General features: G+C 69.1%; 28 protein-coding genes. 18 read left to right on the top strand and 10 right to left on the bottom strand.

Annotation, left to right across the window (positions count from 1 at the left end):
• Positions 1-22 precede the first annotated feature (22 nt).
• From AB0C26_RS40555 to AB0C26_RS40540, 4 genes are all read left to right on the top strand, one after another.
• Entirely contained in the window at positions 23-997 is a 975-nt protein-coding gene (locus AB0C26_RS40555; RefSeq protein ID WP_360259025.1) for an ATP-binding cassette domain-containing protein, read from the top strand.
• Between the two features lie 32 nt (positions 998-1029).
• Entirely contained in the window at positions 1030-1824 is a 795-nt protein-coding gene (locus AB0C26_RS40550; RefSeq protein ID WP_360259253.1) for an ABC transporter permease, read from the top strand.
• 32 nt (positions 1825-1856) lie between these two features.
• Positions 1857-2423, top strand: a complete 567-nt coding sequence (locus tag AB0C26_RS40545; protein WP_360259022.1) for a GtrA family protein — start codon at positions 1857-1859, stop codon at positions 2421-2423.
• A 471-nt stretch (positions 2424-2894) separates the two neighbouring features.
• Entirely contained in the window at positions 2895-3257 is a 363-nt protein-coding gene (locus tag AB0C26_RS40540; protein WP_360259018.1) for a hypothetical protein, read from the top strand.
• Between the two features lie 39 nt (positions 3258-3296).
• Here the strand turns inward: AB0C26_RS40540 and AB0C26_RS40535 are convergent, their stop codons facing one another.
• From AB0C26_RS40535 to AB0C26_RS40520, 4 genes are read right to left on the bottom strand one after another with little or no spacing between them, the layout of a single operon-like run.
• Positions 3297-4055 carry a heme ABC transporter ATP-binding protein gene (locus AB0C26_RS40535; protein ID WP_360259016.1) on the bottom strand — a complete coding sequence of 253 codons (759 nt, stop codon included), beginning with the start codon at positions 4053-4055 and terminating at the stop codon, positions 3297-3299.
• Complete coding sequence (locus AB0C26_RS40530) at positions 4052-5167, bottom strand: iron ABC transporter permease (RefSeq protein WP_360259014.1); 1116 nt, start codon at positions 5165-5167, stop codon at positions 4052-4054. Before AB0C26_RS40530 ends, AB0C26_RS40535 begins: the two co-directional genes overlap by 4 nt.
• A complete protein-coding gene (locus AB0C26_RS40525; protein WP_360259011.1) occupies positions 5158-6177 on the bottom strand; it encodes an ABC transporter substrate-binding protein in 1020 nt (339 codons plus the stop codon). The genes AB0C26_RS40530 and AB0C26_RS40525 overlap by 10 nt, the downstream gene beginning before the upstream one ends.
• Positions 6174-7286, bottom strand: coding sequence for a hypothetical protein (locus tag AB0C26_RS40520; protein WP_360259009.1), 1113 nt, complete (start codon positions 7284-7286; stop codon positions 6174-6176). Before AB0C26_RS40520 ends, AB0C26_RS40525 begins: the two co-directional genes overlap by 4 nt.
• A gap of 109 nt (positions 7287-7395) precedes the next feature.
• Between AB0C26_RS40520 and AB0C26_RS40515 the strand changes: the two genes are divergently transcribed.
• From AB0C26_RS40515 to AB0C26_RS40505, 3 genes are all read left to right on the top strand, one after another.
• Positions 7396-8562 carry an HtaA domain-containing protein gene (locus AB0C26_RS40515; protein WP_360259007.1) on the top strand — a complete coding sequence of 389 codons (1167 nt, stop codon included), beginning with the start codon at positions 7396-7398 and terminating at the stop codon, positions 8560-8562.
• A gap of 81 nt (positions 8563-8643) precedes the next feature.
• A complete protein-coding gene (locus AB0C26_RS40510) occupies positions 8644-9618 on the top strand; it encodes a WxL protein peptidoglycan domain-containing protein (RefSeq protein ID WP_360259005.1) in 975 nt (324 codons plus the stop codon).
• On the top strand, positions 9615-10277 hold the full coding sequence (locus AB0C26_RS40505) for a biliverdin-producing heme oxygenase (protein WP_360259003.1): 663 nt from the start codon (positions 9615-9617) through the stop codon (positions 10275-10277). Before AB0C26_RS40510 ends, AB0C26_RS40505 begins: the two co-directional genes overlap by 4 nt.
• Here AB0C26_RS40505 and AB0C26_RS40500 read toward each other — a convergent pair.
• Complete coding sequence (locus AB0C26_RS40500; protein ID WP_360259001.1) at positions 10252-10623, bottom strand: hypothetical protein; 372 nt, start codon at positions 10621-10623, stop codon at positions 10252-10254. The genes AB0C26_RS40505 and AB0C26_RS40500 overlap by 26 nt on opposite strands.
• 160 nt (positions 10624-10783) lie before the next feature.
• On the opposite strand from AB0C26_RS40500, the gene AB0C26_RS40495 reads away from it, so the two are divergent.
• Positions 10784-11104, top strand: a complete 321-nt coding sequence (locus AB0C26_RS40495) for a metalloregulator ArsR/SmtB family transcription factor (protein ID WP_360258999.1) — start codon at positions 10784-10786, stop codon at positions 11102-11104.
• Between the two features lie 358 nt (positions 11105-11462).
• Positions 11463-11759: a hypothetical protein gene (locus AB0C26_RS40490; protein WP_360258997.1), complete on the top strand. Its 297-nt coding sequence runs from the start codon at positions 11463-11465 to the stop codon at positions 11757-11759.
• Between the two features lie 106 nt (positions 11760-11865).
• Here the strand turns inward: AB0C26_RS40490 and AB0C26_RS40485 are convergent, their stop codons facing one another.
• Positions 11866-12987 carry an NAD(P)/FAD-dependent oxidoreductase gene (locus AB0C26_RS40485; protein ID WP_360258995.1) on the bottom strand — a complete coding sequence of 374 codons (1122 nt, stop codon included), beginning with the start codon at positions 12985-12987 and terminating at the stop codon, positions 11866-11868.
• A 73-nt stretch (positions 12988-13060) separates the two neighbouring features.
• Here AB0C26_RS40485 and AB0C26_RS40480 point away from each other — a divergent pair, with 73 nt between their 5' ends.
• Positions 13061-13729 (top strand): TetR family transcriptional regulator, encoded by a 669-nt coding sequence (locus tag AB0C26_RS40480; RefSeq protein ID WP_360258992.1) that lies wholly within the window; start codon positions 13061-13063, stop codon positions 13727-13729.
• Here AB0C26_RS40480 and AB0C26_RS40475 read toward each other — a convergent pair.
• Positions 13707-14156, bottom strand: a complete 450-nt coding sequence (locus AB0C26_RS40475; protein ID WP_360258989.1) for a MarR family transcriptional regulator — start codon at positions 14154-14156, stop codon at positions 13707-13709. The two genes, AB0C26_RS40480 and AB0C26_RS40475, sit on opposite strands and share 23 nt — an antisense overlap.
• A 66-nt stretch (positions 14157-14222) precedes the next feature.
• Here AB0C26_RS40475 and AB0C26_RS40470 point away from each other — a divergent pair, with 66 nt between their 5' ends.
• The 6 genes from AB0C26_RS40470 (at position 14223) to AB0C26_RS40445 (ending at position 18705) form a co-directional block, all read left to right on the top strand.
• Positions 14223-14579 carry a VOC family protein gene (locus tag AB0C26_RS40470; protein ID WP_360258986.1) on the top strand — a complete coding sequence of 119 codons (357 nt, stop codon included), beginning with the start codon at positions 14223-14225 and terminating at the stop codon, positions 14577-14579.
• Position 14580: 1 nt separating this feature from the next.
• Positions 14581-15411 (top strand): hypothetical protein, encoded by an 831-nt coding sequence (locus AB0C26_RS40465; RefSeq protein ID WP_360258983.1) that lies wholly within the window; start codon positions 14581-14583, stop codon positions 15409-15411.
• A 283-nt stretch (positions 15412-15694) separates the two neighbouring features.
• A complete protein-coding gene (locus tag AB0C26_RS40460) occupies positions 15695-16207 on the top strand; it encodes a hypothetical protein (protein ID WP_360258980.1) in 513 nt (170 codons plus the stop codon).
• Positions 16208-16540: 333 nt separating this feature from the next.
• Positions 16541-16987 (top strand): hypothetical protein, encoded by a 447-nt coding sequence (locus AB0C26_RS40455; RefSeq protein WP_360258977.1) that lies wholly within the window; start codon positions 16541-16543, stop codon positions 16985-16987.
• A gap of 459 nt (positions 16988-17446) precedes the next feature.
• Positions 17447-18319, top strand: coding sequence for a transposase (locus AB0C26_RS40450; protein ID WP_360258974.1), 873 nt, complete (start codon positions 17447-17449; stop codon positions 18317-18319).
• Positions 18320-18387: 68 nt separating this feature from the next.
• Positions 18388-18705 carry a hypothetical protein gene (locus tag AB0C26_RS40445; RefSeq protein ID WP_360258971.1) on the top strand — a complete coding sequence of 106 codons (318 nt, stop codon included), beginning with the start codon at positions 18388-18390 and terminating at the stop codon, positions 18703-18705.
• Positions 18706-19218: 513 nt separating this feature from the next.
• On the opposite strand, the gene AB0C26_RS40440 is transcribed toward AB0C26_RS40445, so the two are convergent.
• Positions 19219-19671, bottom strand: a complete 453-nt coding sequence (locus tag AB0C26_RS40440) for a hypothetical protein (RefSeq protein WP_360258968.1) — start codon at positions 19669-19671, stop codon at positions 19219-19221.
• A 432-nt stretch (positions 19672-20103) separates the two neighbouring features.
• Between AB0C26_RS40440 and AB0C26_RS40435 the strand changes: the two genes are divergently transcribed.
• Positions 20104-20571, top strand: coding sequence for a hypothetical protein (locus AB0C26_RS40435; protein WP_360258965.1), 468 nt, complete (start codon positions 20104-20106; stop codon positions 20569-20571).
• A 73-nt stretch (positions 20572-20644) separates the two neighbouring features.
• Here AB0C26_RS40435 and AB0C26_RS40430 read toward each other — a convergent pair whose 3' ends face one another.
• Both AB0C26_RS40430 and AB0C26_RS40425 read right to left on the bottom strand, forming a co-directional pair.
• Entirely contained in the window at positions 20645-21130 is a 486-nt protein-coding gene (locus AB0C26_RS40430; protein ID WP_360258962.1) for an SUKH-4 family immunity protein, read from the bottom strand.
• A gap of 238 nt (positions 21131-21368) precedes the next feature.
• Entirely contained in the window at positions 21369-22259 is an 891-nt protein-coding gene (locus tag AB0C26_RS40425) for a hypothetical protein (RefSeq protein ID WP_360258959.1), read from the bottom strand.
• Between the two features lie 748 nt (positions 22260-23007).
• Between AB0C26_RS40425 and AB0C26_RS40420 the strand changes: the two genes are divergently transcribed.
• The coding region (locus AB0C26_RS40420; RefSeq protein ID WP_360258957.1) for a tetratricopeptide repeat protein at positions 23008-23537 on the top strand (530 nt) is incomplete at its 3' end.

Here is a 23537-nt window from a genome sequence, read left to right as displayed (position 1 = left end):
CCCGTGAGGCAGCATGGCGGGCATGAACCCACCGGCGATCGAGACCACGGGTCTGATCAAGACCTTCGGCGACAACCGCGCGGTCGACGGCGTCGACCTGACCGTGCCCCCGGGCACCGTCTACGGCCTCCTCGGGCCTAACGGAGCAGGCAAGACCACGGTGGTACGGATGCTGGCGACGCTCCTGCGCCCCGACGGCGGCACCGCCCGCGTGTTCGGCCACGACGTGGTCCGCGACGCCGACGCCGTCCGCGGCCGGGTCAGCCTCACCGGGCAGTACGCGTCGGTCGACGAAGACCTCACCGGCACGGAGAACCTCGTCCTGCTGGCCCGCCTGCTCGGGCACGGCCGCAGCGCCGCCCGCGATCGGGCCGCCCAGCTGCTGGCCGCGTTCGGGCTGACCGAGGCGGCCGACCGGCAGATCAAGAAATACTCGGGCGGCATGCGGCGGCGCATCGACATCGCGGCCAGCATCCTCAACACGCCCGACCTGCTCTTCCTCGACGAGCCCACGACCGGCCTCGACCCGCGCAGCCGCAACCAGGTGTGGGACATCGTGCGCATCGTCGTCGCCAACGGCACGACGGTCCTGCTGACCACGCAATACCTCGACGAGGCCGATCAGCTGGCCGGCCGCATCGCGGTGATCGACCAGGGCCGGGTGATCGCCGAGGGCACACCGGGCGAGCTCAAGTCGTCCATCGGCGCCGGCACGGTCCACGTGCGGCTGCGCGACGCCGCGCAGCGCCCGGCCGCCGAGCGGGTGCTGGCCGAGGAACTGGGCACGGCCGTGCAGCTCGAGGCCGACCCGGTCGCCCTCACCGCCCGGGCCGACGGCTCCTCGCAGGGCGCGGCCGCGCAGGCCTCACGGGCGCTGGCCCGCCTCGCCGACGCCGGCATCGTCGTCGACGACTTCTCGCTCGGCCAGCCCAGTCTCGACGAGGTCTTCCTGGCCCTGACCTCGTCCTCGCACTCCTCGCAGGAGGTTCCGGCGTGACCACGACAGCGCCCTACACACCCTCCACCGACATGTTCAGCGCGGTGCTGTCCCGCAGTGCCGCGCCCACCCGCCCCAGCGCGCTGGCGGCGTCACTGACCTTCGGCTGGCGGGCCGTCCTGAAGATCAAGCACGTACCCGAGCAGCTCTTCGACGTCACCGCGTTCCCGATCATCATGACGCTGATGTTCACGTACCTGTTCGGCGGCGCGCTGGCCGGCTCGACCGGCGAATACCTTCAGTTCTTCCTGCCCGGCATCATGGTCACCAGCGTCGTCATGATCACGATGTACACCGGCGTCGGCCTCAACACCGACATCGAGAAGGGCGTCTTCGACCGCTTCCGCACCCTGCCCGTGTGGCGCCCGGCCGCCCTGGTCGGCATGATCTTCGGCGACGTCCTGCGCTACATCCTGGCCGCCACCACGATCATGGTGGTCGGCCTGATCCTCGGCTTCCGCCCCGGCGGCGGCGTGCCCGGCGTGCTCGGCGGCATCGGCCTGCTGGTGATCTTCTCGTTCGCCTTCTCCTGGATCTGGACCATGTTCGGCCTGCTGCTGCGCTCCGAGAAATCGGTGATGGGCGTCAGCATGCTGGTCCTGTTCCCGCTGACCTTCCTCAGCAACGTCTTCGTCGAGCCGTCGACCATGCCCGGCTGGCTCCAGGCGTTCGTGAAGGTCAACCCCATCACCCACCTGGTCTCCGCCATCCGCTCGATCATGGCCGGCGACCCCGACATGCCCGAGATCATGTGGACGCTGCTGGCCAGCGCCGCCCTGGTCCTCGTCTTCGGCGCCGTGACCATGCGCCTCTACAACCGAAAGTAGGCGATTTGGTCCATTGGCCTAAGATCGCGGGAATGTGGTTAACCCGGTTGTGGCGCAGGCACCACGAGGCCGCCAAGTTCCTGCTGGTCGGCGGCATCTGCTTCCTGGCGACGACGTTCATCAACTACGCCTTGAAGCTGACCGTCCTGCACGAGAAGCCGGTCACCGCCCTGGCCATCGCCACCCTGCTCAGCACGGTCCTGTCGTACGTGCTGAACCGCGAGTGGTCCTTCCGCACCCGGGGCGGCCGCGAACAGCGCCACGAGGCCGCCCTGTTCTTCGCGGTCAGCGCCGTCGGCATCGTGCTGACCCTGATCCCGCTCTGGGTGTCCCGCTACGTCCTGCTGCTGCGCGTGCCCGAGGTGAGCCGCCCCACCCAGGAGATAGCCGACTTCATCAGCGGCATCATCCTGGGCACGCTGGTCGCCATGGTGTTCCGGTTGTGGGCTTTCAAGAAGTTCGTCTTCCCGCACGCGGAGGCCCGGCCGCGCCCGGTCTCCCGCCGTTCCGCCCCCGGCCCGCGAAGCCCCATCACCAAGCACAAGCCCGCCAAGCCCGTTAAGGCCACTGGTCGCCCCAAGAAGCCCTCGCGCCGCTGACACCGACCCGCACGCCATCCGCGCAGCGGCAGATCGGCGTGCCACGGCACCCGGCGCACGGCCGCAGGCCCCGAGCCCGGCCCTGAGCCCGGCTTTGATCCCGCGCCCGAGTCTGAGCCTGGGCCTCACGTTGCACGCCGGGCCTCACCTTGCGCCGGGCCTCGCCTTGCGCCCGGCCTCGCCTTGCGCCCGGCCTCGCCTTGCGCCCGGCCTCGCCTTGCGCCCGGCCTCGCCTTGCGCCCGGGTGCGGCCTTGCGCCCGGGCGCGGGCCTGACCCCGCCTCCGCGCTCGGACTCCGGCTCGAGTCTAGGCCTGACCTCGAGCCTGGCTCTGGGTCTGGGCCCGAACTCGGGTCTGTGCCTGACCCCGAGCCGAGACCCGCGGCCCGAGTCCGCTGTGGGGCTGACCCCGCGCCGGAGCCTGGACCCGCGGCTCGAGTCCGCCCAGGCCTTGGCCCTACGATCGGCCGCGATGGAGACATTGCTCCTGCCGCTGGTCATGCCGCTCCTGGTGATCGCGGGGTGGCTGAGCGCGTTGCGGTGCCACGGGCGGCCGAGGTGGATGCTGCTCGGAGGCTGCGTCGCCCTGCCCGTGTTGTGCCTGGTGGTGGGCGGCATCGCCGGCGATGCCGAGGATCGGCGTCTGCCCTTGGGATGCGGGGACGGCACCGTGGCCGGGCTGGAGTGCGGTTTCGGTATCGCCCGTTTCGCGGGCTTCCTCGGCGCGGTCACCGGAGTCGCCACCCTTGCGGTGCTGGTGGTCATCTCAGCGATCGTTTGGACGGTACGCAGGCGCTCCTATCGCGGCGTTCCCGCGCTGACTTCCCATCGGTGAGAGGCCGGCGCGGGGACGCGCTGTTTCGTGGTCGACATTTCAGGATCGGCGCGGGATCACCAACGGGGTGCCGGTTCGCGGGTGGGGCAGCACCTCGACGTCGTGCTGGTAGACGTCGGTCAGCAAGTCGTCGGTGAAGATGCCGGCCGGTGGGCCTTCCGCTCGCACCCGGCCGGCGGCCAGGACGTAGACGCGGTCGGCGTAGGCGGCGGCCAGGCCCAGGTCGTGCAGGACGACGATCACCGCGGCGCCGGCCCGGGAACGTTCCCGGGCCACCTGAAGAACCAGCTCCTGATGACGTAAGTCCAGGGCGGCGGTGGGCTCGTCCAGCAGGAGCAGCGGGGTGCGCTGGGCCAGGACCCGGGCCAGGGCGACCCGGGCCTGCTCGCCGCCGGACAGGGCCTGGAACGGGCGGGCGGCGAAGCCGGTGACCTCGGTGCGGCGCATGGCCTCGGCCACGGCCTCCTCGTCCCCGGACGCCTCGGGGCGGCCGGCCCACGGGGCTCGGCCCATCTGAACGACCTCCTCCACGGTGAACGGGAACGACAGCGCCGACTTCTGCGGCAGCACGGCCCGCTGCCGGGCCAGATCGATTCTTTTGTACGACCGGAGGTCGCGCCCGCCGATCTCGATACGCCCGGGCGTGGCCAGATCCCCGGCCAGCGCCGCCAGCAGGGTGGACTTGCCGGCGCCGTTCGGCCCGACCAGGGCCACCACCTCGCCCGGATCAGCGTGCAGGTCGACACCGTCGACCACGGTGCGCCCGCCCAGGCCGACCTCGATACCTGTCGCTCTCATCCCCAGCCTCCCGACTTGGCGCGGGTGCGGCGTAGCAGCCAGAAGAAGGCGGGGCCGCCGACCACCGCGGTGAGGACGCCCAACGGGAGCTCCTGGTAGTCGATGGCCGTGCGGGCGATGAGGTCGCCCAGGACGACCACCACCGCGCCGCCGAGGGCGCCGGCGGGGATCAGGACCCGGTGGCCGGGGCCGGCGACCATGCGGATCAGGTGGGGGACGACCAGGCCGACGAAGCTGATGATGCCGGTGAAAGCCACCGCCGACGCCGTGAGCAGGGCCGTGGCGGTGATGGCGATCAGGCGCAGGCGTTCGGTGTCGACGCCCAGGTGGCGGGCGGGGGCCTCGCCCAGCGCGAGCAGGTCCAGGCGGCGGGCGATCACGGCGGCGACTCCCAGGCCGGCGAGGGCGCAGGGTGCGGCCACCGAGACGGCGCCCCACGTGGCCTGGGCGAGGCTGCCCAACTGCCAGAAGGCGATGGCCCGTACGCCGTCGTCGTCGGTCAGGAACATCAGCAGGCCCAGCAGGGCGCCGGCCGTGGCGTTGACGGCCACGCCGGTCAGGACGAGGGTCACCACCTCGGTGCGGCCGTTGGCGCGGCTCATGGCGTACACCATGAAGGTCGTGACGATGCCGCCGAGGAAAGCGGCGGCCGCCGTGGTCCAGATGCCGAAGACGGTGACGCCGCTGACGATGGCGGCGGCGGCGCCGACCGCGGCGCCCGAGGAGACGCCGATGACGCCGGGCTCGGCGAGCGGATTGCCGAAGACGCCCTGCATGAGCGCGCCGGCCGTGCCCAGCGAGGCGCCGACCACGACGGCCAGCGTGACGCGGGGGAAACGGACGAGCCAGAGAGCGTTCTCGCCCTGCACCGCGGACGGCGCCGGACCGAGGTCGACGCCGAGCCGGTGCAGCAGCGAGCCGGCCACCTCGGCCGGCGAGATGGGCACCTGACCGCGGCCGGCCGCCAGCAGGCAGACCGCGATCAGGGCTACCGCCAGGCCGCCGATCAGCCCGATCCGGGCCGCGCCGCGAAGGTGGGCCGGCACCCGGAGCCGCCGCGCCCGTGCCGATTTCGGCGGCACGGACGCCGGCGGGGGAGTTGTCAGCTGCATGGGCCGTAAACCGCCTTCGCCAGGGCCTCGACGGCCTTGCCGGTGCGGCCGCCGAAGTTCAGCAGGACGCCGTCGTCCATGTCGACGATGCGGCGGTTGATCCCGGCCGGGGTCTGCGCGACGCCGGGGAGCTTCAGCAGGCCCTCGACGCCGTTCACGGAGTGCAGGCCTTCGGTCATGACCAGGATGACGTCGGGGGCGGCGTTGATCAGGCCCTCGCTCGTCAGCGGGCGGAACTTCGTCAAACCGGCGGCGGTGCCCGCGTCCTCGGCGCCGATCGCCTCGATCATGGCGTCGGAGCCGGCGCCCTTGCCGCCGATCAGGAAGACGCCGGCGGTGCCCCGAACGTACAGGAAAGCGATCTTCAGCTTCCTGCCGTCGGCGGGCGCCGTCCTCCGGGCGGCGTCGATCTCGGACTGGACCCGGCTGACCAGGCGCTCGCCGGCCTCGGGAACGCCGAGGGCGGCGGCCACGGCGCGGATGTGCTTCGGAACCCCGGCCATGGTCTGCTGATCGTCGATCATGACGATGGGGATGCCGGCCTGGCGGATCTGCTCGAGGGCGGTCACCGGGCCGATACTGTCGTCGGCCAGGATGACGGTCGGGTCGAGCTTGAGGACGGCCTCGGCGCTGAGGTCGTGGCCCTGCGGGGTGACCAGGGGAAGCTTCGCGGCGGCGGGGAACGTGGTCGACGTGTCGCGACCGACCACATGGGACCCGAGGCCAAGGCTGAAGACGAGCTCGCCGAGCGAACCGTAGAGGTTCACGGCGAGGATGCGGTCGGCGCTCTTCACAGTGACCTTGCGGCCGTCGGCCGAGGAGACGGTCACCGGCAGCTTGGGTACGGGCTGGGGCTCCAGCGGGGTGACATCTTCACCGGCCAGCTTGGCGGTCGCGACGCCGCAGCTGTTCGAGGCGGCGTCCGGTTCGGCGCCGACCTCGCTCACCGAAGTGCAGCCGGTCAACAGCGATGCCGCCAGAACGACAGCGGCAGTGGTACGGCGAATCACAGTTCCTCCTTGACGCCGCCGGCCGGGCCGACGGGGGCGCCGCCGGCTGAGCCGATGGGGGCGCCGCCGGCTGGGTCGATGGGGGTGCCGCCGGCTGGGTCGATGGGGGTGCCGCCGGCTGGGCCGACGGGGGTGCCGCCGGCCGAGCCGACGGGGGTGCCGCCGGCCGAGCCGACGGGGATGCCGCCGGCCGGACGGACGGGGGTGCCGGCGGCGACTGGATGGCGGCGGCGGACACGGCCTGTCAGCGTGGCGCCGAGCAAGCCGGCCAGGAAGGCGCCGCCGATGGCCCACCAATGGCCGAGCGGGGTGGCCGAGCTGGTGCGGTTGAGGGTGGCCGAGTCGACGGTGTCCATGGCGACGGCCGTCGTGGCCGCCGGTGGGGCCGCGGTCGCGAGCTGGACACTCGGCGGACCGGCCGGCGTCTTCCGGCTGCCGGCTTTCGCAGCCGAGCCGGCTTCAGGCGAGCCGGACCCAGAGCCGGACCCAGAGCCGGGCCCAGAGCCGGACCCAGAGTCGGAGCTGGACCCGGCGGTGGAGCTGGAGCCCGCGGTGGACCCTGATCCGGAGGTGGAGCCGCCGGGGGTTCGGGTCGGGGCGACGGTCCCGGCCGGGGCGTCGGCCCCTGGTGCGGCCGCGAAGCGCACGGGGATGCGTACGTCCTGGGATCTGTCGCTTGTTCTGGTGTGGTCGTTACGGGTGATCACGGCGCACGCCTTCGCCGCGCAGTCGACCTCGCCGATCATCTGGCTGACGGTCAGGCTCACCGTGAACGAGCCGCCCTTGCCGTACGGCTTGGCCAGGCCCTCGCCGTACGACGGCGGATTCGAGGAGATCCAGGCGGACGAGCCCGACGAGCCGGACATGTCCGCGCCGCCGCCGCAGGGCGACGGCATCACGCCCGGGCCATTGTCCACACAGAACGCCACGTAAATGCCCTTGGTCACGTCGTAGCCACTGCCGGAGACCGTCACGGTCTCGCCGGCGCGCTTCAAGCCCTTGGTCTTGGAGACCGAAAGATGCTTCGCGGCCAGCGCGGGGGCGCCGATGCCGAGGGTGGCGAGCAGGACCGAGGCGGTGACCGTCACCGCGGCGCGGCCGATGCGCACTGTGCCTCCCAGCGAAATTTGATCTTGCTTTTGATCATGGGTTAGGTGAGGCTACCCTAACCAAGCTCGCCGCTGCGGGCGCAACCAAGCAGTCATGGAAGGAACTCTCATGGGCACAATTCACGGCCCGAAGCGGGTCGCGCTCTGGGCCGGTGCGATCACCGTCGGCGCCGCCGCCGCGCTCACCGCCACCGCTCCCGCCCTGGCCGCGCCGGTCACGGTCGGCGGTGGAACCCTCGACTGGGGCTTCAAGGCCTCGTTCCGGGCGTACGTCTCCACCGGCAACGGCAACCCGCCGATCGCGGTGAGCAACGGCGCTGTCCGCAACGCCGACGGGACGTTCGCGTTCGCGGCGAAGGGCGGCACGTACGACGCCGCCGCGGGCACGGCCGAGGTGAAGTACGGCGGCACCGTCGTCTTCTCCTACCCGGCCCACCTGTTCAAGATCACCGTCTCCAACCCCACCGTCGTGGTGGACGGCGACGGCGCCGGCTCGCTGAAGGCCGATGTGGACCTCGAGGCCAACAACGGCACCACGGACCAGCACCTGGTGCAGGCCGAGGTGGCCACCCTGGTGACCGCGGCTCCGTCGGTCGAGGGCGGCGCCGTCAAGTTCTCGAACCTGGGCGCCACCCTGACCGCCGCGGGCGCCGGCGCCTTCGCCGGTTTCTACGGCGCCGGCACGGCGCTCGACCCGGTGACGGCGTCGGCCTCCGCCTCGGCGACCGACCCGACCGATCCCACCGACCCGACCGATCCCACCGAGCCGACCGATCCGGCCGGCCCGGGTCAGGGCGGCAACTCGGCGTCACAGACGATCAAGGCGGCGGTCACCGGTGGCGCGCTGACGCTGACCTCCTCCGGCTCGCAGGTGGCCCTCTCGGCGGCGACGCCGGGCCAGTCCGCGACCGGAAACCTGAACGCGGTCACGGTCAGCGACCTGCGCGGCACCAACTCCGGCTGGGACCTGGTCGGTCAGGTGACCGACTTCACGTCGGCCGCCGGCGGCACGATCCCGGCCAACAACCTCGGTTGGACGCCGACCGCGGCCGTGGCCACCAGCAGCCTCAAGGCGGCGGCCGGTGTGCGGAACGCGGTCACCCCGGGTAGCCCGGCTGCCCCCGGTTCCGGCCTGGGCGCCAGCCACACCCTGTGCAAGGCCGCGACGGGGAGCAGCCTCGGCAGCTCCACCTGCGGCGCGGCGCTGCAACTCGGAGTCCCCGAGTCCAGCGCGGCCGGTGAGTACAGCGCCGTGCTCACCCTGACGCTCGCCTGATCTTCGATCGAGGCGGGGCCTGAGACCGGCCGGGGATACCGAAATTATCCCCGGCCGGCTTGGTACATCGTAAGGAGCAACATGATCGTCCGAGGCGCACTGGCCGCGATTCTTCTGTTTGTGCTGGCCCCGGCCCCGGCGCAGGCGGCTCTCGACAAAGACGGGGTGCGCTGGTCGGTGCAGCCCTCCACCGCGAAAGGCCCGGACGGCCGCGACTACATCGTCCGGCGGGCCGCGCCCGGCGAGCGGCTCACCGACTACGTCGGCATCACCAACCTGACCGCCGAACCCCTGACCTTCAATGTGTACGGGACGGACGCCTTCACCACTGAGGACGGCTCGTTCTCGCTGCTGGCCGCCGCCCAGAAGCCCACCGACGTCGGCTCCTGGATCGGCCTGGCCGCGGCCAAGTACACGGTGCCGGCCAACACCCGGCTCGACGTGCCCTTCTCGGTCAGCGTGCCGGCCAACGCGACCCCCGGCGACCACGCCGGCGGGGTGGTCACCTCCATCGCCCAGGAGACGACCGGGGCCAACGGCCAGAAGGTGCTGGTCGACCAGCGCGTGGCCGCCCGCGTCTACCTGACCGTGGCCGGGGCGGCCGCGCCGAAGCTGACCATCGACAACGTCCGGATGGAGTACAGCCAGTCGGCCAACCCGGCCGACGGCGGCTCGATGACCGTGCGCTACCTCGTGCGTAACGCGGGGAACCTGCGGCTGAGCGGCACCGGCTCGGTGAAGGTGACCGGTCCGTTCGGCTGGAAGCTCGCGCAGACCGGCGCCATGGACATCCCGGAGTTGCTGCCCGGCGGCTCCATCACCATCACCGAGAAGATCACCGGCGTGCAGCCCACCGTGCGCCTGGCGGCCGACGTCGACGTACAGCCGCTGTATTTCGCCGAGAGACTTCCGGCCGTGGCCCGCAGCACGAACGTGTGGGCGTGGCCGTGGGCGCTGCTCGCCGTCCTCGGCGCCGCCCTGCTCTACCTGGTCTTCCGTTTCGCCCGCGGCCGTCGCCGCCGGCCCACCCCACTCGCCAAGGACGTGACCTCATGAGCGATTTCGCCACCCGTCTGCGCCGCGCCACCATGGTCGAGCACCGTGAGGCCGAGAACCGCAGCTTCATCTCGCGGCTGATGGCCGGATCGGTGTCCCGCGAGGGTTTCGCGGCACTCACCGCGCAGTACCTGTTCATCTACCGCGAGCTGGAAGCGGCCGCCGAGGCCATGCGGACGAACGAGCACGGCCGCGCGTTCGCCGATCCGGCGCTGTTCCGGGTCAAGACCCTCGAGGCCGACCTGGCCCACCTGTACGGACCGAGTTGGGAAGCGGACATCGTGCCGGCCGGCGCGACCGTGCGGTACGTCGAGCGTCTACGGTCGTTCGCGCATGACAGCGCACCGCACTTCATCGCCCACCACTACGTGCGCTACCTGGGCGACCTCAGCGGCGGCCAGCTCGTCGGCCGGTCCGTGGCCCAGACGTACGCCCTGGGCCGCGCCGGCACGCGGTTCTACTCGTTCGACGGCATCGAGGACACCCGTACGTACAAGATCGCGTACCGGGCCCGGCTGGACGCGCTGCCCTTCACCGGCGAGCAGGCCGCCACCACGATCGACGAGGCCCAGCTGGCGTTCCGCCTCAACGCGGCCGTGTTCTCCGAGCTCGGAACCGCGTACCCTCCGCTGCCTAGACTTCCAGCGTCTGCTCGATGATCCGGAGCTTGTGGCGGGCCATCGCCAGGTTGGCGTTGTCCCGCCGCAGCACCAGATAGATGAACAGGCCCTGCCCGTTGCGCCCGGTCACCGGCCGCAGCAGGTGATACTGCGAGTCCAGGGTGACGAGGATGTCCTCGATCCGCTCGCGGATGCCGAGCATGTCCATCGTGCGCAGCTTCGCCCGCAGCACCTCGGTGTTGGCCGCGGCCGCCACGGACACGTCCAAATCGTGCCCACCGCCCGCCGTGCCGAGCGCCATCCCGCTGCCGTGATCGACGACGGCCGCCGCAATCGCCCCGCTGACCTGCAGCGCGTCCTTGAGCGCCACGTCCATCTCCGCCATGTCGACCCTCCACAGTGTCGTCGCCTGACCCGATGATGTCCGACCTTTTCGATGTCTCGTCGCACTCACTGTCCGGCTCGCCCCGCGCTGTGAGACGAGGCTCATCCCGTACGCCGGGGAAGTTGCAGTTGTTTGCAATTCGGGTCTTCATGGAGTGCGCGTGTCGGTACCGCTGTATCAGGCGAAGGCGGAGATGTTCCGGGTCCTCGGGCATCCGGTCCGCATCCGCGTCCTCGAACTGCTCCAGAACGGCCCGAGCCCGGTCCGCGACCTGCTGTCCGAGATCGACGTCGAGGCCTCGGCCCTCTCCCAGCAGCTGGCGGTCCTCCGCCGCGCCGGCGTGGTGGTCTCCTTCCGAGACAAGGGCTTGGTGATGTACGCCCTGAGCACCCCCGCCGTAGCCGACCTGCTCGCCGCCGGCCGCCGCATCCTGCGCGAGGTCCTGACCGACCGCGAGGAACTGCTCAAGCTCCTGTCCTGAAACGCCGAAGGGGCGCCGTTCTTTATCGCGGGTCTCGCGGACGCGGCCGGAAAAGCGGGTGCCGGGGTTCGTTTCCCCCGCGGCGGAAACGATCGATATTCTGACCGGTTTTCCGGCCTTGTGATCTCGCTCACCATGCTGCTAGCTTGAGGGAAATTCACACGGGGGAGTGGGAATGAAACCACGATGGCGACTATCTGTCCAATTCCTGACCATTGTGCTGGTGGCGCTGGTGTCGATGGTGATGGCACCGCGGGCGGCGAGTGCGGCCACTCCGGAGCTGTAGGAGTGCAAGCCGTTCAGCAGCGCGAGTGAGGTCTGCACGGTCATCACCTCGGCTCCGGCCGGGGGAGTTCAGGTGCGGGATCAAAAGACCGGTGCGATCAAGACCCTTTACAACGGCAACAGCGTCGCGTTGTTCTGGTGGTACACGGATTCATCCGGCCTGTGTGGCGTCCATGGCAATCCTTACGTATGGATGATCGCGTGGCAGAACGACGGATTCCACTGGGCGTTCATCGGTGACTATTATGTGAAGACCGGGGAAGAATGGCACTGGAAAAACTTCACCAATTTCCAGGGCGGGACGCTGGGTAACGACAATTACCAAGGCGCCGGATCGGGCACCTGCGACGTTTTCCGGACTACCTCCTGAGGCGTGAAAGCCCGCTTCACCCCGAGCTCGCGGGCCGGGGTGAAGCGGGCCGGGGTGAAGCAGGCCGGGGTGAAGCGGGCCGGGGTGATGAGGGTGACCCGCCGGCTCACGACGGTTGGGGCGCGCTGAACAGATCGACCAGGCTGCTGGGGGTGCCGGCGCCGGTGACCAGGTCGAAGTCGCGGGCGGCTTCGATGGCCTCGGCCTCGGCTCGGGGGAAGAGGGCGGTTTCGTAATCGGTCAGGGCGGCCTCGAGGTCGTCCGGGTGAGCGGCGATCGCCTTGGCCAGTTCGGCGCCGTCGAACATGGCCAGGTTGGCTCCCTCGCCGTTGGGCGGGGACAGGTGGGCGGCGTCGCCCAGCAGGGTCACGCCGGGGGTTCGGGGCCAGCGGTGGCCGGCCGGCAAGGCGAAGATGGGACGCAGCACCGGTGCGGTCTCGCCGTCGGTGATCAGGGCGGTGAGTTCCGGGGCCCAGCCGGCGAACTCGGCGGCGATGCGGGCGGTCGCGGCGGCGGTGTCGGTGAAGTCGATCGTTGCGAACCACTCCTGCGGGCGGGCCAGTGACACGTACGTGTGCAGGACGCCGTTGGCCTCGCGGTGGGCCTGGATGCCCCGGCCCGGTTCGGGGGCCAGCAGGGCGCCCTCGCCGACCGCCTTGGCCGCGGCCGGGTGGCGCTCGTCGGCGTCGTACAGGTAGGTCTCGACGAACGAGGTGCCGTAGTACTCGGGCTTCGCCTCGGAGAGCAGCGGCCGTACGCGGGACCAGGCCCCGTCCGCGCCGACCAGCAACCCGGCGACGACGGTGGAGCCGTCGGCGAAGGTCACCTCGTGCTGGCCGTCGCCGAGCGGGCGGACCGCGGTGACCTTGTGGCCCCAGCGCACCGTGCCCTCGGGCAGGGAGTCGAGCAGCATCTGCCGCAGGTCGCCGCGAAGGATCTCGGGGCGGTGGCCGGTGCCGTCGTCGGGCTGGTCGAGCAGCACGGTGCCGTCGTGGGCGAGGACGCGTGTCGCCTCGGCACCGGCGTGGATCAGGGTGCGGAACCGCTCGTACAGGCCGGCGTCCGTCAAAGCCCGCTGGCCGTTGTGTTCGTGGATGTCGAGCTGGCCGCCCTGGGTGCGGGCGGCGGGTGAGGCGTCGGCCTCGTAGACGGTGGCGGCGATGCCGTGGACGTGCAGGACGCGGGCGAGGGTGAGGCCGCCGAGCCCGGCGCCGATGATCGTGATCATGACTTGTCCTCTCTCTGGAACGTTGTTCCACACCCAGCCTGGAACGGCGTTCCAGGTATGTCAAGATGGGTGCATGGCAACTAGGACGCGGAACACAGATGGCGCGCTGTCGGCCGAGCGCATCGTCGGCGCGGCGATCGCGATGCTCGACGAGGGCGGCGAGAGCGGGCTGACCTTCCGGGCGCTCGCGGCGCACCTGCGGACCGGGGCCGGCGCCATCTACTGGCACGTGGCGAACAAGGACGAACTGCTCGCCGCGGCCACCGGCGAGGTGCTGGCCGGCGCGATCGCGGCCGAGGTGGCCGAGCGCACCCCCGAGGACGCGATCCGCGCGCTGGCCGGGGGAGTCTTCGACGCGATCGACGAGCACCCGTGGGCCGGCGCCCAGCTGTCCCGGGTGCCGATCCAGCCCGCCATGCTGCGCGTCTTCGAACGCCTCGGGCAGCAGATCCAGGCGCTCGGCGTGCCCGCGGCCGACCAGTTCACCTGGGCCTCGGCCCTGCTCAACTACATCCTGGGCGTGGCCGGGCAGAACGCGGCGCTGGCCCGCGCGGTGGAGCCGGGCACGAACCGGCCCGAGTTCCTGGGCGCCGTCGCCTCCGGCTGGGCGAACCTGGACGCGGCCGAGTTCCCGTTCATCCGCTCGGTCGCCGGCCAGCTGCCGGCCCACGACGACCGCGAGCAGTTCCTGGCCGGCATCGACCTGATCCTGGCCGGCGTCACGGCTCGGCGTGATCGCTGAGGGCGTTCACGCAGGCGGCGAGATCCGCTCGCAGGCGCTCGAGCGCCGCGCTGTCGAAGGCCACTGTCATCCGCCGCTCGACCCCGGCGACGATGCCGCTCGCCTCGGCCAGCGTCGCGCGGCCGGCGGCGGTCAGCTGGGTCGGCAGGGCCCGGCCGTGCGGCGCCGCGGCGGCCCGCTCCAGCAGCCCGCGCTCCTCCAGGCCCAGCAGGAGTGCGTGCATCGACTGCCGGGTGACGAACACGCCGCGGGCCAGCTCGGACGCCGACACCCCGGGCCGCTGACCCAGCACTTCCAGGCACGAGTACTGCGACACCGTCAGCCCCAGCGGCCGCAGGGCCGTCTCCATCGCCGTCCGCAGGGCCGTCGCGGCCTGCTTCAGGGCGTAGCCGATCGAGCGGTCGAGGTCTCCCACGCCTTGCGTCATGTCAGCATCCTGACATACTCTCCAACATGTCAGTCTCCTGACATGCTGAACCGAGAGGATGTCCCCATGCCCGTCGTCGGACCCGACTTCATTTCCCTGCAGGTACGCGACCTCGAAGCCGCCGCCTCCTTCTACGAGACCCGCCTCGGCCTGCGCCCTGCCCCCGGCCCGCCGCACGCCGTCGTCTTCGCCACCAGCCCCGTCCCGTTCGCGGTGCGCGACGTGCTCCCCGGCACCACCCTCACCTGGCCGGGCGACGGCGTGGCCCTGTGGCTGCTCGCCGACGACGCCCAGTCCCTGCACGACGACCTCGCCGCGGCCGGCGTGCCGATCGTCAGCGACCCCGTCGACGGCCCGTTCGGGCGTACGTTCACGTTCCGCGACCCCGACGGCTACGCCGTCACCATCCACGACAAGGCCTGACATGGTGCAGCTCACATCCGTACACAATGTGCAGGGCCCTTGGTCCTTGGCCGTCTGCCGCCAATTCTGGGAGGGCTTCGCGCCCGCCGCCCTGCGCGACCAGCCGGAAGGCGCCACCCTGCGCACCGTCTTCCGAGCCGAACACGACTGGACCGTGGCCACCGCGACCGTCCGCCAGGACGGCCCGTCCGCCCACATCACCGTCGAAGGCCCGGGCGACCTGGACGCCGCCACCGCTCAGGTCGTCCGGTTCCTGTCCCTCGACGTCGACGCCCGCGGCTGGCCGTCCGTCGGCGACCGCGACCCGGTCATCGCCAAGGCGCAGAAGGACATGCCCGGCCTGCGGCCGTGCGGTTTCCTTTCCCCGTACGAGGCGGCCGCGTGGGCGGTGCTGACCCAGCGCGTACGCCGAACGCAGGCGGCCCGGCAGCGCACCGCGTTGCTGGAGGACGGCGCCTTCCCCGCGCCCCAGAAACTCCGCACCCTCGACCTCGACCTGTTCGGCCGAAAAACCGAATATCTGCACGCGGTGGCCGAGGCCGCCCTGGACGGCCGCCTCGACGGCGACCACCTGCGCGCGATGGACGCCGCCGCGGCCATCGCCGCCGTCCGCGAGATCACCGGTCTGGGCCCGTTCGGCGCCGAGTTGGTGGTCCTGCGCGGCGCCAACCATCCCGACGCCGTCCCGCGGCACGAGCCCCGCTTCGCGGCCGAGGTCACCACCCACTACAGCTCCACCGCCAGCCGCGACCAGGTGTCGCAGGCCTGGCGCCCCTACCGCACGTGGGCGGCGTTCCACCTGCGCGCCTGGACAGCGATGCCCGGCCGATGACCGAGCCGCCGGACCGGTTGCCCGCCCGGTGTCCGGCCCAGCTGGGCAGCGAACCCACCGAGGTGCTGTTGTCGAGGCTGTCCGGCCGCCGAGGAGGCAACGCGGCGGTCGTCTGCCGGGCCGGTGGGACAGTCGCAGCCACCGTCGCGCCGACTCGGGTTCGGGATAGCGCGGCAACGGCGCCGAGGAAGGGCTGGCAACGGGCGCCGCAAGGCAGACGGCGGGCCGCGGTAACGGACAGCCGTCGCCCTCCTGGACTATTCGGTCACGCCATGATGACGCCGTGGATGATCGATGGTCCGAGCTGGCGCGGACGCTCCGGGCACTGGGTATGAGGCAGCGCCTCACCGAGGACCGCGCCGCGGAAGCCGAGACGAGAGTCGCATCAGGCGAGTACCCGTTCCGGCTGCATAACGAGTTGAAGGACGTCGACTGGTTCGGGGTCGACGGCGAAGACCTTGCCGAGGGTGGCGTGGTGCGCGAGCTGGCGGTACTGGCCCCCGCCGTCCGCCCACACGGCGTTGACCTACGACTCGAAGACGTGAGTCTCCCGATGGCCGACGACACCGACCGCGAGTACGTCGTCGCGATCAGCGAACGCCCCTGTGTCGTCTGGAGACCGGAAGACGTGCGAACGGACCGCCATCGGGAGCTGGCAACCATCCGGCCCCTCGCGATCATCAACGACCTGCTCGCAGAGGCCGGCGCAGTCCCGCGACTCTTCACCCTCTACGCCGGCGTCAACGAGGGCATCGCCTGGCTGCTCGACCCACAGATCGTCGCCGCGGTAGCCTGACTGGCCGGCAACTATCCTGGTGAGGTGCGCCGGGCAAAGGTGGGTGGGAAACTCCGCGCCAGCACTCCGGTGCTGTCGACCGAAAGGTATGAGCCGGTTCGAGTCCGGCAGCCCGGCGCGCTTTGTCTGCGGCAGATCCGGATGCCGTCGGTGGGATGCGTCGGCATAATCCCTGGGTGTCCGCTGACCTTAATTGAGAAGCTGTCAACCCAGACCTCACGGGAGCGCTTCTGATGCCTGCGTGCCAGATACCTCGATGGTTGATTGGCAGGCTCGAGCCGCTCCGTCCAAGGACATGAGTGTCGGACGATCATCATCTGGGAGAATCGTGCGATGACCGTGTTGGACGAGATGAGCCCAGCGAGTGCAGACTTGATCTTCGCCGCGCTGGACTATGCGGTGGAAAATGCCGGGCTCTCGGACGAGGGCTTCACGCCCTTCGCATTCTCGGACAGCCCGAAGGGCCGCGGCTTGACGAGGTTCCTGGCTGGGGAGGGGGCGAATCTGCAGGAATGTCTTGCCGCCGGGCGTACGGCGCTGCGTGTGGTTGAGCACGACGTCACCTGTGTGGCGCTGGCATGGGACGGCTACTACACACACGAAGGCCGGCGCAGTGAGGCGGTCTTCGTCGAGGGCTACCAGATCGGCCACGACCGGGGCGTCCTGCTGGTCCAGCGATACACGCGGCACGACGGCGCCCTGTCGATGGAAGGCAACCCGGTCTTGATCGACGAGCCCGTGCCATTGGTACAGAGCCGACGACAGATCGATGGAGCCTGAGAGAGTCCGGGGCACCGCCGTTCGTCGCGCTTCTGGTTGCGGCAGGGGCATCGTCACGGTGATTTGGACGCCGGCGGGGACTGCTCCCGATGCTGCCGGGCCAGGAACAAACCCCGGCCACGGGTGCCGCTGCCCGGTCCTGCATACACCGATGGGCGCCCGGCATATACCAGTAAAACTCACGTGCGCATCACATCGTGTGACGGCGCTTCGCCATCCCGCCGCGCATTGTCAGCGGCTACTTATTTACTGGTCGTACGACCGCAGCCCGGCCAGGCTTGGTCGAGGTGACCGGCAGAACGCTCTGATTGCGGCTGTCCACCGCGGTTTGGTGTGACTCTCATTTGGCGTGCGGTCTGCCGGTTACCGCGGCGCGGAGAGGCTCAAGAGGGGACTGCCCAGCTCGAAGTAGCGTTGCCCTCCCGCCGACGCATTCGTCGGAACCGGGAAGGAAACGACATGGCCCGAGTCGTCATCGGTGTGGATCCGCACAAGCGGTCCGCGACCATCGAGATCATGAACCACCGCGAGAAGCCCGTCGGGAAAGGCCGGTTCGGCACCGACCGCGATGGCTACCAGGCGATGCTCGCCGCCGGCCGCAAGCACACCGACCGCGTCTGGGCGGTCGAAGGCTGCAGCGGCATCGGCCGGCACGTCGCCCAGCGCCTGGTCGCCGACGGCGAAACCGTCCTCGACGTGCCCGCCAAGTTGTCCGCCCGAGCCCGCGTGTTCGCCACCGGTCAAGGCCGCAAAACCGACCCGGTCGACGCGCACAGCGTTGCCGTGGCCGCATTGCGCACCGACAACCTGCGCCAGGTCGCCATCGACGACACCACCGTCGCGTTGCGACTGCTCGTCGATCGCCGGGAACTGCTCGGCCGGACCCGCACGGAAACCGTCAGCCGCCTGCATCACCTGCTGCTCGAGCTGGTCCCCGGCGGGGCGAAGAAGTTCCTGAGCACCCAGCAGGCCCGCGCCTTGCTCAACACCGTCCGACCGCGCGACGTGGTCGGCAAGACCCGCCGCTGGCTGGCCTCGGAGCTGATCCACGAACTCGCCGTTCTCGACAAGAAGATCAAGGTCGCCGACGACGAGCTCACCGAACTGGTCCAGACAACAGGCAGCACCCTGCAGGAGCTCACCGGGATCGGCCCATCCGGCTCCGCTCGCCTGCTCGGCGCGAAGCGGCTCAGGACGGGCACAGGAGGACATCTGGGGGCGACTCTGCAATCCAGCGCGGCCGACCCGAACCCCTGGGCCGACACTTCGGACAAGTCACTTCCTGGACCCGCCGAATCCCAGCCTAGAACATCGCTTCTCACCACCTCTTGACACAGAGGGGTGCCAGATGAGCGTGTTTCCGGCAGAGCCAGGAGTGGGCGTTCGGCATACTGCTGACCGTGGGCATCAGCGTGCGGGTCGTCGAATACTCTGGGCAAATCGTCAAAGACGGTGGCCGCTATGTGGAAGCTGTACTAGAGGCCACGTCGTCCGATGTGGCTCGCTACCCGCTCTTGGCCGGGGTTGATGAGTACGACGACACGACCTTCAATCCCCGTCAGGCTGTCATGCTCATCGCCGAACTGGAGCAGCTCACGGCCATGACGGACGACCAAAATCTGCATGAGGCAATTAGTCAGCTCATCACCTTGGCGGAGCTGCTCGTGCCGGCACCGCGTCGACCGCGCCACAGGCGACTTGTCTTCAACGGCGACTGATCACCAGACGCTGCGCAAGCCATTTCAGCGCACGTGAACTCCGCGGAAACCGATCCGAAGCCGACCGCACAGAAGGGTGGAACCGAGGCGGTCGCTATCCGACGACACTCACCATCAGCGGCAGATAAGGACGCCGTCTTTGGCTCTTCTCAAAGCGTTGCTGTTACGTGGCGTCAAATCTCAGAAAGCGTCGCAGGAAGCGACCTTGCACGAAGCCTCGAACGTCTGGTCGGCGCGGAAACCTTGCATGTGACGCATTGAGTAATCCAAACGGAACGAGATCGCCGGCCGCATCGTAGACACCATGACGGCGAAAGGCACCCACAACATGAACGCGAGGGTTCGGGAATTCGCCGACCTCAACCCGGCATTCCAAGACTTCGCTGAGAACATCGAGAAAACAAGGCCAACATGGGCACCGACCCAGCCGACGCCGCACCAGCAGCACCCGAGCCAGCAAAGCTTCATCGCGCTCGAAAGCCGACCAAGTGGCCATAGCAGCGACCACCACCCCTACGCCCCTGGGTTGCAGACGAATGAGATCTCCACGTAGTCCAGCTGCCCGGCTGTGAGATCTTGCATCTCCTGCGAACTCAGGCCCCTGGCGAACTGCTCCTTCCCGCGTCGCAACTTCTTGACCAGCGCGACGCAGTCGCGGTCCCCGGACCGGGCTGAGCCGTGGAGGACCCACTCGAAGGCAGGCGTGTCCGGGAACCCCTCGGGCGGCGGCCCGGGCGACCATCCGGTGACGGACACGGCGGTCTCGAGGTTCACGCCGGCCGGCCCCACGAAGGAGACCTCCGTCGTGTTGCCCTTCGCGTAGTCCGCCGCCCGGCGGTAGCCGTCGACCTTCACCTCGTCCCCCAGGTCGCGGCTGGCCCTGACGTCCGGCGAACCACAGCCGGCCGCCACGAGAAGCCCGGCCAGGACAACCGACCCGGCGGCCGTCAGACGTCGCAACGTCACGCGCATCCACAATCCCGCTTCGGTTCGTAGTACTCCTCGTGGAAGTTGATGTAAACCCGGGCCCGCGTCAGCTGAGTCCTGAAGACCTCATTGTTCTTGCGGCTTTCGTCACCCATGGGGTACTGCCCGGTCGCAACGTAGTTCATGTTTTCCTTCCGACCCGGTAACCCATTCTGGCCAGCTCGATCCGCGTGCAGTCCGAACGATAGGGGACTGCCCCTTCACCGTCCGCAGTCAGCCGTCCGCACATCGGCTAAAGGAGTGTGTCTCGCTAGCGCGAGCATCGTGGCATGGAGGTTCCGTGAAGGTGGGCGGGGCGACAGCCTTGATCATCGTCGGGAGGAGGATGATCATGCTTGTTCAGCTTCACGCCGGACAGGCGCGCCGCAGTCGCTGCCACTTCTGGCTTGTGAGTCGTTGTAGGGGGTGGCGATGTATCGCAACATAGCCCGGCACCTGGCGGGGGCCGTTGCGGCGTGGTTGGTGTTCTGCGCTGAGGGTGTCCTGAGTTGCGTAGGGCTCCTCGTCTTCGCCGTGGCCGCCGGCGCCGATTCGGGTGGCCCCTTAGCGGGCCCTTTCCTTATGCTCATCGCGGCGGCGGTCGGCGGCGCCTTGACCGTGCTGGTGCTTCTGCCCGCGATAGTGGTCGGCAAGGTTGTCGGGCGGCTGCGATGGGTGGTGGCCTTCGGGTTCACGCTAGTGCTCCTCGGTCTGTTCGCAGCGGGGTGGAGCGTCGTGACCGGATCGACAGCCCGCGAGGCGACAACGGGATGGGCGCTTACAGTTCTCGCCGCCCTCGTACCCCTGACGGCCTGGTCGGTAATCGCCGCGGTCGGCGGCAGAGCTAGTAGGTCTCACGCACGCTCGGACCTCGGCATTCCAGCGCCCGTGCGCCCCTGAACCAACAGTTCGCACACTAACTTTGCCCGGCTTAACCCTGCAGGTCTAGCGCCTCATGGCCGGGTCGACCACTTCAAGTCAGATTGTAATCTCCTTGTCCGATGTCAGCGCAGAAACTCTCCCATAACCCCTCTACATCACAGATGGCAGCTCGATCGATTGCCTTGATTGCGAGCAGCATCCTGTCCTCAGCACGATGATTGTCCTCCGGTTCAATCCAGAGTTCCGGTTCCCATAGCGCTTCCACGGCTTGAATACATCGGCAGAAGTGGTCGAGACTGGAATTCACTAGCGTCGTCTCACCGCGCTCCTGAATAAGCATCAAGGCGGACGTGCCGAGATCCACGCAGAACACACCTCGGTATCCGGGGGAATATCCGATTAGCACCAGATTGGGATGGTCGGGCGACATTACTCGCGCCGAGTCCGCAGCCTCGAATATGCCCTCCATGAAGGTTTTCGGCACGCCCGGGTTTCGAAGCTTCTCCGAGAGCCACGGAGGCACTCCTGCCCCTGCCGACAGAGGGATGAAATCTATCAATGACCTTTCGTTAGCCATGCTTACAACTCTACCGGAATGGTGGCCCATAGCTTGTAGTTGTCTTTGAGAAGCATGAGCCCGGTCCGGGAGGACACGTTGGGGCGACTCTGCAATCCAGCGCGGCCGACCTCAACCCCATAATCGGCACTTCGGAGAAGTCACTTCCCGGACCCCCCGAACCCCACCTTAGAACAGACCTCGCTGCGGCCTCTTGACACAGAGGGGTGCCAGAAGAGTGGATTCGCTGAGCAGCGGGTCATCCAAGTCGATCGGGGCGGATGACGATGGTGCTTACGGTCGCATTGCCCCAGACCGTCGTGTTCAGCAACATTTTCTGGTCGAGTGACAGCATGGTGAACTCGGGAACGAAGCGTTCGGTCATGACCCTGGCGAAGTGGCTCCGAAGTGTTGTTGACCCGCTGCCGGCCAGGTCCCATTCATCGGCCAGCCGGACACGTACCCAGCAGGAATCGGACTCGGCGGATTCGGGGCTGCGGTAGTCGACGCTGAGGAGGAACTCGCGTTTCTCATCGAAAAGTCCGAACGCTTGGGCCATACGCCACCAGCCGGCGTTCACCTTGGCCGGCATGTCCGGGGCATCGATGTGGACCACCTCGTCGGGCGTGGAGTCGAATCGGCCGTCCTCCGGCCGGCAGGAGGCGGGTCCCGCACCGGAGCCAGGCAGCGGGTACGAGACCTCTGTCGTGATCCGTTCGAGGAACTCGATCCCGGCCAGGGCCAGATCCGCTGAGATTTCATCCTCCGCACGCGAAGCCCGCGAAGCCCGCGAAGCCCGCGAAGCCCGCGACGCACGCTCCGTACGCGAACGTTGAGCCTCGTAGCCGCGATCCTGAACGACCGAGAACTCTCGGGCGGTGGCGACGATCCATGCATCGATCGCGTCCGGTGAGCTCCTGATCGCGTGGATGAGTCTCTGCACGGCTTCGCGTTTGACCGGCCTGACATGGCGATCCAGGTCAGCCTCAGTCACTTCCTGATATGTCATGGAGAGTTGCCACCAGAACTTCATCAGGACGCGGCATTCCTCCTGCTCGCGGTCATCAGCGAGGCAGTCCATCACCAGGGCTTGGACTTCCTGCCGTTGACCATCGTCACGAAACCCATGCCGTAGATCTGTGAGCGCCACAGGCGGACCGTACCGGGCGGATCCTCGGGAAGGCGAGCCCTTTTGGAACGCACTCTTCTCGGCATGTCCGCGTACGGGGGGTTGGTCCCGGCGATGGAGCAGACGTTGTCAGCGGGTGCCGGGATGCGGGTGACCTGACGAGGTCCGCCAGTCCGGGTACTGGCCCGCCGACTGGCGGCCTCTGCGTTCAGGTGCCGGACGCCGTGTAGGCGGCGAGGATGTAGTTGGGGTGCCGGTCGAGGTTCTTACGGGCCTGGCCGTAGCGCACCGTGGTCTTGGGGTCGGCGTGCCGGGCGGCGATCTGCACGTCACGGAGGCTGGCTGCCGCGCAGCATGGTGGTGACCAACGTGGGGCGCAGCATGTGCGGGTGCATTCGGGGCATCCGGATTCCGGCTGTCTCGGACAGCTGCTGAAGTCGACAGGTCGTGGGGTGCCGGTCCATCCGCCGACCGAGCGTGTTGCGCAGGATCGGTCGGTGTTCGCGGCTTTCTGTGGCGTGCTCGATCGCACGAGCGACCGCGGGGGAGGCAGCGGAACAAGCACCGTCCTGCCGCGAATCTTCGGGACGCGATGGCCGTGTTCCTCGCCGAGGCCGGACCGTTTCAGGCCTAGCGGATCAAGATCCTGATCTGAGCACCAGCGGTGCGTCACCGTCTGCAAGACCATCAACGCCCTCGACGCGGCAAGGGGCGATGGCTTGCTGTTGGTGGCCGGCGATGGGATCGACGTGGTCGTTACCCTGAGCTGGTGATCGGGAAGCTGCTGATGGACGATCACGAGGCGACGGAAGGACTGACCGCGTTGGAACTGCCCGACGACGTCAACGAGAAGGTGACCGCGCTCTCCCGGGAAGGGGATGCGCTCGCGAAGGCCGGCCGATACGCCGAGGCGAAGCAGGCGTACCTTCAGGCGCTCCCGCTCCTGCCGGACAACCCTAACCAGTGGACGGCGGCGGCCTGGCTCTATGTGGCGATCGGCGACGCCTCATTCCATCACGGCCTCTACGACGAAGCATTCGATGCGTTCTTCCAGGCCGTTCAATGCCAGGGGGACTGGGCAATCCATTCATACACCTACGCCTCGGGCAGCTGTACTACGAAAAGGGCAACCTCGACAAGGCTGCCGACGAACTCACAAGGGCCTACATGGGGGCCGGGTTCGACATATTCTGCGAAGACGACTCTGGGCCTGCCCCGTTTTGACGGACATCCGAGATCAGGAGCCGGTAGGGCTCCGGGAGGATGTCCAGCATCATGGAGAGCGTGGGAAAGAAGCGA

The sequence above is a fragment of the Actinoplanes sp. NPDC048796 genome (genome assembly GCF_040650035.1).
Lineage (GTDB): Bacteria > Actinomycetota > Actinomycetes > Mycobacteriales > Micromonosporaceae > Actinoplanes.
This window is presented reverse-complemented; position numbering and strand designations above follow the sequence as displayed.

Excerpts from the sequence above, each read along its gene's own strand:
- AB0C26_RS40450 (WP_360258974.1), top strand. The coding sequence starts at position 17,447 with ATGGCCCGAGTCGTCATCGGTGTGGATCCGCACAAGCGGTCCGCGACC.
- AB0C26_RS40430 (WP_360258962.1), bottom strand. The coding sequence starts at position 21,130 with ATGGCTAACGAAAGGTCATTGATAGATTTCATCCCTCTGTCGGCAGGG.
- AB0C26_RS40530 (WP_360259014.1), bottom strand. The coding sequence starts at position 5,167 with ATGCAGCTGACAACTCCCCCGCCGGCGTCCGTGCCGCCGAAATCGGCA.
- AB0C26_RS40510 (WP_360259005.1), top strand. The coding sequence starts at position 8,644 with ATGATCGTCCGAGGCGCACTGGCCGCGATTCTTCTGTTTGTGCTGGCC.
- AB0C26_RS40505 (WP_360259003.1), top strand. The coding sequence starts at position 9,615 with ATGAGCGATTTCGCCACCCGTCTGCGCCGCGCCACCATGGTCGAGCAC.
- AB0C26_RS40475 (WP_360258989.1), bottom strand. The coding sequence starts at position 14,156 with ATGACGCAAGGCGTGGGAGACCTCGACCGCTCGATCGGCTACGCCCTG.
- AB0C26_RS40485 (WP_360258995.1), bottom strand. The coding sequence starts at position 12,987 with ATGATCACGATCATCGGCGCCGGGCTCGGCGGCCTCACCCTCGCCCGC.
- AB0C26_RS40465 (WP_360258983.1), top strand. The coding sequence starts at position 14,581 with ATGGTGCAGCTCACATCCGTACACAATGTGCAGGGCCCTTGGTCCTTG.
- AB0C26_RS40455 (WP_360258977.1), top strand. The coding sequence starts at position 16,541 with ATGACCGTGTTGGACGAGATGAGCCCAGCGAGTGCAGACTTGATCTTC.
- AB0C26_RS40480 (WP_360258992.1), top strand. The coding sequence starts at position 13,061 with ATGGCAACTAGGACGCGGAACACAGATGGCGCGCTGTCGGCCGAGCGC.
- AB0C26_RS40500 (WP_360259001.1), bottom strand. The coding sequence starts at position 10,623 with ATGGCGGAGATGGACGTGGCGCTCAAGGACGCGCTGCAGGTCAGCGGG.
- AB0C26_RS40545 (WP_360259022.1), top strand. The coding sequence starts at position 1,857 with ATGTGGTTAACCCGGTTGTGGCGCAGGCACCACGAGGCCGCCAAGTTC.
- AB0C26_RS40470 (WP_360258986.1), top strand. The coding sequence starts at position 14,223 with ATGCCCGTCGTCGGACCCGACTTCATTTCCCTGCAGGTACGCGACCTC.
- AB0C26_RS40535 (WP_360259016.1), bottom strand. The coding sequence starts at position 4,055 with ATGAGAGCGACAGGTATCGAGGTCGGCCTGGGCGGGCGCACCGTGGTC.
- AB0C26_RS40435 (WP_360258965.1), top strand. The coding sequence starts at position 20,104 with ATGTATCGCAACATAGCCCGGCACCTGGCGGGGGCCGTTGCGGCGTGG.
- AB0C26_RS40550 (WP_360259253.1), top strand. The coding sequence starts at position 1,030 with ATGTTCAGCGCGGTGCTGTCCCGCAGTGCCGCGCCCACCCGCCCCAGC.
- AB0C26_RS40555 (WP_360259025.1), top strand. The coding sequence starts at position 23 with ATGAACCCACCGGCGATCGAGACCACGGGTCTGATCAAGACCTTCGGC.
- AB0C26_RS40515 (WP_360259007.1), top strand. The coding sequence starts at position 7,396 with ATGGGCACAATTCACGGCCCGAAGCGGGTCGCGCTCTGGGCCGGTGCG.
- AB0C26_RS40540 (WP_360259018.1), top strand. The coding sequence starts at position 2,895 with ATGGAGACATTGCTCCTGCCGCTGGTCATGCCGCTCCTGGTGATCGCG.